Source organism: Mesobacillus sp. (assembly GCF_049588175.1).
Classification (GTDB): Bacteria; Bacillota; Bacilli; order Bacillales; family Cytobacillaceae; genus Mesobacillus.
Genome location: NZ_JBAVFI010000510.1, coordinates 1 through 6,754, shown reverse-complemented (window position 1 = coordinate 6,754; position 6,754 = coordinate 1). Strand labels below are relative to the sequence as shown.

General features: G+C 43.3%; 6 protein-coding genes and 1 other annotated feature. Of the genes, 5 read left to right on the top strand and 1 reads right to left on the bottom strand.

The annotated features are described in order from the left end of the window. The first annotated feature begins 35 nt into the window (after positions 1–35). The 3 genes from WB217_RS12525 (at position 36) to pheT (ending at position 4,638) form a co-directional block, all read left to right on the top strand. On the top strand, positions 36–791 hold the full coding sequence (locus WB217_RS12525) for a TrmH family RNA methyltransferase (RefSeq protein WP_423993553.1): 756 nt from the start codon (positions 36–38) through the stop codon (positions 789–791). A 69-nt stretch (positions 792–860) separates the two neighbouring features. After that, positions 861–1,105: a binding site (T-box leader), on the top strand. A gap of 61 nt (positions 1,106–1,166) precedes the next feature. Further along, the gene (gene pheS, locus WB217_RS12520) at positions 1,167–2,204 is read left to right on the top strand and encodes a phenylalanine--tRNA ligase subunit alpha (protein ID WP_423993552.1); all 1,038 of its coding nucleotides are present in this window, start codon (positions 1,167–1,169) and stop codon (positions 2,202–2,204) included. A gap of 19 nt (positions 2,205–2,223) precedes the next feature. Next, positions 2,224–4,638, top strand: a complete 2,415-nt coding sequence (gene pheT, locus WB217_RS12515; RefSeq protein ID WP_423993551.1) for a phenylalanine--tRNA ligase subunit beta — start codon at positions 2,224–2,226, stop codon at positions 4,636–4,638. 379 nt (positions 4,639–5,017) lie between these two features. Here the strand turns inward: pheT and rnhC are convergent, their stop codons facing one another. Then, on the bottom strand, positions 5,018–5,947 hold the full coding sequence (gene rnhC / locus WB217_RS12510; protein WP_423993550.1) for a ribonuclease HIII: 930 nt from the start codon (positions 5,945–5,947) through the stop codon (positions 5,018–5,020). Positions 5,948–6,090: 143 nt separating this feature from the next. On the opposite strand from rnhC, the gene zapA reads away from it, so the two are divergent. Together zapA and WB217_RS12500 are read left to right on the top strand one after the other, a co-directional pair. Further along, positions 6,091–6,351 carry a cell division protein ZapA gene (gene zapA / locus WB217_RS12505; protein ID WP_423993549.1) on the top strand — a complete coding sequence of 87 codons (261 nt, stop codon included), beginning with the start codon at positions 6,091–6,093 and terminating at the stop codon, positions 6,349–6,351. An 8-nt stretch (positions 6,352–6,359) separates the two neighbouring features. Continuing rightward, on the top strand, positions 6,360–6,754 hold a 395-nt coding region (locus WB217_RS12500), incomplete at its 3' end, for a CvpA family protein (RefSeq protein WP_423993548.1).

The window sequence follows — 6,754 nt, the reverse complement described above, 5'->3', positions numbered from 1 at the left end:
TAAAATTGAACAAGCCATATTAAAGGAGAGCCAGAGTGAAGTACATTCAATCTGATAAAAATCCACAAGTTAAACAATGGAAAAAATTACAGACGCGTAAGGAAAGAGATAAGTCTGGCACATTTCTTGTTGAAGGCTTCCATCTTGTTGAAGAAGCACTTAAACAAAAAGAATATGTGGAAGAAATTATCTTGAATGAAAAAACAGAATTGCCGCCAAGTTGGGATTACGGCGATATCCCTGTTACAGTCGTGACGGATGAAATCAGCAGGCAGCTTGCTGATACCGAAACAACTCAGGGCATTTTCGCAGTTTGCCGACAGCCCAAACAAACACTGGAGAGCGGAAAAACGTTCTTACTGATTGATTCTGTTCAGGATCCAGGGAACCTTGGTACCATGATCAGGACAGCGGACGCTGCAGGAATCGATGCAGTCATTGTAGGAAAAGGCAGCGTCGACACATACAATCCAAAGGTGCTTCGCTCTGCGCAGGGCAGCCACTTTCATTTGCCCGTAATAAGCGGTGATCTCACCGAGTGGATTGACCGTCTTAATACGGAAAATATTCCTGTATACGGAACAGCACTTGAAAACGGTTCTGTTTTTACTGAGGCAGACAGCAGTAAAACATTCGCACTTCTCGTTGGGAATGAGGGAAGTGGGGTTAATAAGGAACTGCTGGCAAAGACAACGCAGAACCTGTATATTCCGATTTATGGGAAGAGTGAATCATTAAATGTCGCAGTAGCGGCAGGTATCCTGCTTTATTATTTGAAAACGGCAAAATAGGCGCATTTTTTTTCAAAACCATTTGATACTGCGCACAGATTATACTATAATAAACAGCAAAATAATATTTCAAAAACGCTGACGGAGAAAAGTAGCTTGATGATGGCCATCCAGGAAGAAAATGCCGAAGACTGGGAGCATTTTTATGGAACAGGCAAGCGAAGTTCACCTCCTGAGTTGGCATCGGGACCGCTCTCAATGAGTGTAAAGATGCATCGGCACATGCCGTTATCCTAATGAAGCGAACAAGTAATACATAACTGTATTGCCTGTTAAAAAGGGTGGTACCGCGAAACCAAGACCTCGTCCCTTTATCAGGGATGAGGTCTTTTTGTGTTCAAAAATGAAATGTATGAAGATGAAGGAGGATTTAAAATGCAGGAACGATTAAAAGAACTGCAGGCTGAGGCTCTTGAGAAAGTAGCTGCAGCAGCTGATCTTAAAGAATTGAATGATATTCGCGTTTCCTATCTTGGAAAAAAAGGTCCAATTACGGAAGTTTTAAAAGGGATGGGCAAATTATCTGCTGAAGAAAGACCAATGATGGGTTCTCTTGCAAATGAAGTCCGTGACGCGATTTCCGGAAAGATTGAAGTGAAGCAGCAGGAGCTTGAAGCAGCAGCTGTCCAGAAGCAATTGGCAGCAGAGCAAATTGATGTGACACTTCCAGGAAGACCTGTGAAGACAGGAAGCCATCACCCGCTAACAAGCATCATCGAAGAGATTGAAGATCTTTTCATTGGCATGGGCTATACAGTTGAAGAAGGCCCTGAAGTTGAAAAAGATTATTACAATTTTGAAGCGCTGAATCTGCCAAAAGGCCACCCTGCGCGTGACATGCAGGATTCCTTCTATATCACGGAAGAAATCCTGATGCGTACTCATACTTCGCCAGTTCAGGCTAGAACGATGGAAAAGCACCAAGGCAAGGGTCCAGTTAAAATCATCTGCCCTGGTAAGGTATACCGCCGTGATAACGATGATGCTACACACTCACACCAGTTCATGCAAATCGAAGGATTGGTTATAGATGAAAATGTTCGTATGAGCGATCTTAAAGGCACTCTTGCAATATTTGCAAAGAAGATGTTCGGTGAAGACCGTGAAATCCGTTTGCGCCCGAGCTTCTTCCCATTCACTGAACCATCAGTAGAAATGGACATTTCCTGCAAAATCTGCGGAGGTTCAGGCTGTAACGTATGTAAAGGAACTGGCTGGATTGAAATCCTTGGAGCTGGAATGGTTCACCCGAACGTCCTTGAAATGGCTGGCTATGATTCCAAGAAATACACAGGCTTCGCATTCGGTATGGGACCAGAGCGTATCGCAATGCTTAAATATGGAGTTGACGACATCCGACACTTCTATACAAATGATGTCCGATTCTTAAAGCAATTTTCGGTTGAAGAATAAGGATTAGGAGGATTAAACCATGTTGGTATCATATAAATGGCTACAGGATTATATTGATTTAGCTGGCGTATCTGCAGATGAGCTTGCTGAAAAAATCACAAAGAGCGGCATTGAGGTTGAAGGTGTAGAAAAGTTAAACGAGGGCATGAGCGGAGTAGTGGTTGGCCATGTGCTTGAATGTGAAAAACATCCAAATGCTGAAAAGCTGAATAAGACTCTAGTTGACCTTGGCGATGGCGAACCGGTTCAAATCATTTGCGGCGCACCAAACGTTGGTCAAGGCCAAAAAGTAGCAGTTGCCACGGTTGGAGCAGTTCTTCCTGGCAACTTCAAAATCAAGAAAGCCAAGCTTCGCGGAGAAGAATCCAATGGGATGATTTGTTCTTTAGCCGAACTTGGAATCGAAGCAAAACTTGCTCCTAAGGAATTTGCAGAAGGCATTTACAATTTCCCGCAGGATACGGAAATCGGCCAGGATGCCCTTGCAGTTTTAAACAGGGACGATGAAATCCTTGAGCTTGGGTTGACTCCAAACCGCGCTGATGCAATGAGCATGATTGGTGTTGCATACGAGGTTGGAGCAATCCTTGGCAAAGAAATCACACTTCCAACTCCACAGCCGGAAACATCAGCTGAACAAGCAAGCGATTATATCAATGTAACCGTGGAAGCTAAGGAAGATAATCCTTTGTACGTTGCAAAGGTCATTAAAAATGTAAAAGTTGGTCCATCACCGGTTTGGATGCAGACTAGATTGATGGCAGCAGGTATCCGTCCGCACAATAATATCGTTGATATCACCAACTTTATTCTTTTAGAATATGGCCAGCCGCTACATGCTTTCGATTACGACAAACTAGGATCAAAAGAAATCCTTGTTCGCCGCGCGAAGGCTGGCGAAGTGATTGAAACGCTAGATGATACGAAACGTACATTAACTGCTGATCACCTTGTAATCACAAACGGCACAGAGCCTATGGCGCTTGCGGGTGTAATGGGCGGGGCAAACTCAGAAGTAGGAAGCGATACGACTACTGTCCTGCTTGAGTCTGCTTACTTCACTGGTGGAGTAATTCGCAAGGCTTCCAAGGACCATGGCTTGAGAAGCGAAGCAAGTTCTCGCTATGAAAAAGGTGTTGACCCTGAAAGAGTACGACCAGCAGCTGAACGTGCTGCGGAATTAATGATTCAGCTTGCAGGCGGGGAAGTCCTTGGCGGCATCGTAGAAGCGGATGCACTGGATATCAAACCTGTCGTTGTATCAACAACACTTGAAAAAATCAACAAGGTGTTGGGAACTGAACTTGAAATGGAGCAGGTTGAGGACATTTTTGCCCGACTTAAGTTCGAGACGGCTGTAGACAATAATACAATTGCGGTAACTGTTCCAACTCGCCGCGGCGATATCACAATTGAAGAAGATTTGATTGAAGAGGTTGGCCGCTTATTTGGTTATGATAACCTGCGCACAACGCTTCCAATTGGTTCTTCAACACCAGGCCACCTTTCTGAGTACCAGAAAAAGCGCCGAGTTGTCCGCCGTTTCATGGAAGGTGCAGGCCTTTACCAGGCGGTTACTTATTCACTTACAAGTGAAGAAAAAGCTTTACAATACGCTTTAGATCAACGTGAGCCTGTTAAATTAGCAATGCCGATGAGTGAAGATCGCAGCATTTTGCGCCTGAGCATCGTTCCACAGCTGCTTGAAGTGCTAAAATACAATATCGCACGCCAGAATGATAGTGTAGCTGTTTATGAAACAGGTGCGGTATTCTTAAAGAACAGCAATGATGAACTTCCAGAAGAGCGTGAACACCTTGCTGCTGCAATTACAGGACTATGGGAAAGCCATCCATGGCAGGGTGAAAAGAAGCCGGTGGACTTCTTTGTCCTTAAAGGAATCGTCGAAGGGCTTACTGCCAAGCTTGGACTAGAAAGTCAACTGGGCTTCCAGAAAGCTGAGCTTGAAGGAATGCACCCTGGACGTACTGCTGAAATCACATTGAACGGTACGGTCATTGGATTCATCGGCCAAGTTCATCCAACAATGCAGAAAACAATGGATTTAAAAGAAACATACGTATTCGAATTATCTCTTAAAGCCTTATTGCAGGCAGAAACAGCACCGCTTCAATACACAGCAATTCCGCGCTTCCCATCGATCACTCGGGATATTGCCCTTGTAGTCGAAAAAGCAACTTTTGCAGGTGACCTGAAGAAGGTCATTACGGAAGCAGGAGGAACTCTGTTAAAAGAAGTTCAGGTATTCGATCTTTACGAAGGTGAAAAAATGGAGCCAGGCAAGAAATCAATTGCTTACTCATTGAAATATTTTGACCCTGAAAAAACTTTGACTGATGAAGATATTGCAAAAGCACACAATAAGGTGCTGAAAGCATTGGAAGATCAAACTGGAGCAGTATTAAGAGGATAAGATGGAAAAAAGGCAGCCCGCGGGCTGCCTTTTTTGCTTATGGGAAAACTTATTCCGTAACATTAGGTAGAAATCCCGCAAGAAAGGTACGTCATTCCGTAACTATATGATGAAATTCTGTTCGAAACCAGCGTCCTCAGCAATATTATGATGAAATCCTGCAAAAAAGGTACGTCATTCCGCAATATATCATGAAGTCTCCGTAAGAAAGCTACGGTATTCCGCAACTTCCTGGTGAAATTCCGCAAGAAAACCACTTCATTCCGCAACTTCATGGTGAAATTCCGCAAAAAGGCCCTGTCATTCCGCAACTTTTTGTCGAAATCCCGCAACCTGGAAAAAACATAGGTTTTTTTCCAATTTTACAAAGGAGATGATCTTATAACCTTGCAATCTTCTTCGCTTTTTCCGTATTGGCGAAGTGCAGCTTCACGAACTCAGGCAGCACATCGATACCTTTATCCAGAATTAATCTAGCGGCTGCCTTATCCACTGCAGCACCTGCGCCTTTAGGGATCGTGAATCCAGCTCGCTTGCTCAAATTTTCAATGTGGCGTACAAACGCATACCGTGCAATCATGGATGCCGCAGCAACTCCTAAATGAATCCCCTCAGCCTTGGTGCTGAATAATACGTTTTCCCGCATGATATTTTTTTGTCCTTTTAAGTGAGCGTAATAGATTTCCTCTTTCGCAAATTGGTCGATCAGGATAGCATCAGGTTTTTCCGGCGCTATTTTTTCTAAGACATGATTGATTGCCTGATTATGGAGCAACGCTTTCAGTTTGCCCTGTGACATACCCTTCATCTGCATTTGGTTGTATTTTTCATTATGAAGAGTAAGCAGACTGTGTGGAACAAAGGTTACCAGCTGCTTCGCGATTTCAATGATTTTATCATCTTTTAAATTTTTAGAATCCTGCACCCCGAGTTCTTTTAATACCGGAATATCTTCATTTCTGACATAGGCTGCAACCACGGTAATCGGTCCAAAGAAATCTCCTGTGCCCACTTCGTCCGATCCGATGATTGACATATCACTGATATTGCTGGGTAAATGGGATGGAGATGAGGAGACGTTCGGCTTCTTTGCGGAAGGTTTAACAGCAGTCCCCCATTTTGCTGCTTCTGATTCGCCGTCTTTGCCCTGAAATAGTACTTTTCCGGACTTGTAGGCTGTTATGGCACAGGAAGCTGTTTTTGCAGCGAAAATGCTGCCTGGCGGAAGCTTATCAATCAAAAATTTACTATAGTACTCTTTCATCTTTTTGATTTCTTCCGGTTTTTTCTGCAGGACGATATTTCCCATGGTTATACACTCCCTGTTTTGATGATTTCAAGGTTAGACATTATCTTCCAAAATTCATATGTATGTGACAGGCAAATACTTCCCAGTCATTTGCGTTCATGTTATAGTATAGAATAGGATTCTTACGAATGGGGGCATAAATGTTGTCAGACATAAAAAAAAATCGATCGACTGTGGATATATTTGGACAGCAGTATGTCATAGTCGGTACAGAAAGCACCAGCCATATTCGGCTCATTGCCTCAATGGTAGATGACAAAATGCGTGAGATAAGCTCAGCGAATCCTTCACTTGATATTAATAAGTTAGCTGTGTTAACTGCAGTAAATGCCGTTAACGATTACATAAAAATGAAAGATCGTGTTGAGTCGCTCGAAGCGGAAATTAAAAGGATAAAGGACTGAACTTATTCATGCTTGATCTCGCGGTTTTAGCTATATTGGTTATCGGCTTTATTGTAGGGTTGAAAAGGGGATTCATTCTTCAAACTATCCACCTCGCCGGATTTATTGTAGCCTTCATTGTTGCATACATATACTACGAACAACTCGCACCTAAGCTGACATTGTGGATTCCGTATCCTAATCTCGGAAGTAATACTACATTACATCTAATCTTTGAGAATGCCAATCTCGAAACAGCGTATTACAGGGCAATTGCGTTTGCAGCTATTTTTTTCGCTGTAAAGATTTTGCTCCAAATTATTGGCTCAATGCTGGACTTTGTCGCAAACCTGCCAATACTCCACCAGCTCAATGTTTGGGCCGGCGGTCTGTTAGGATTAGTGGAAGTCTATCTGGTCATGTT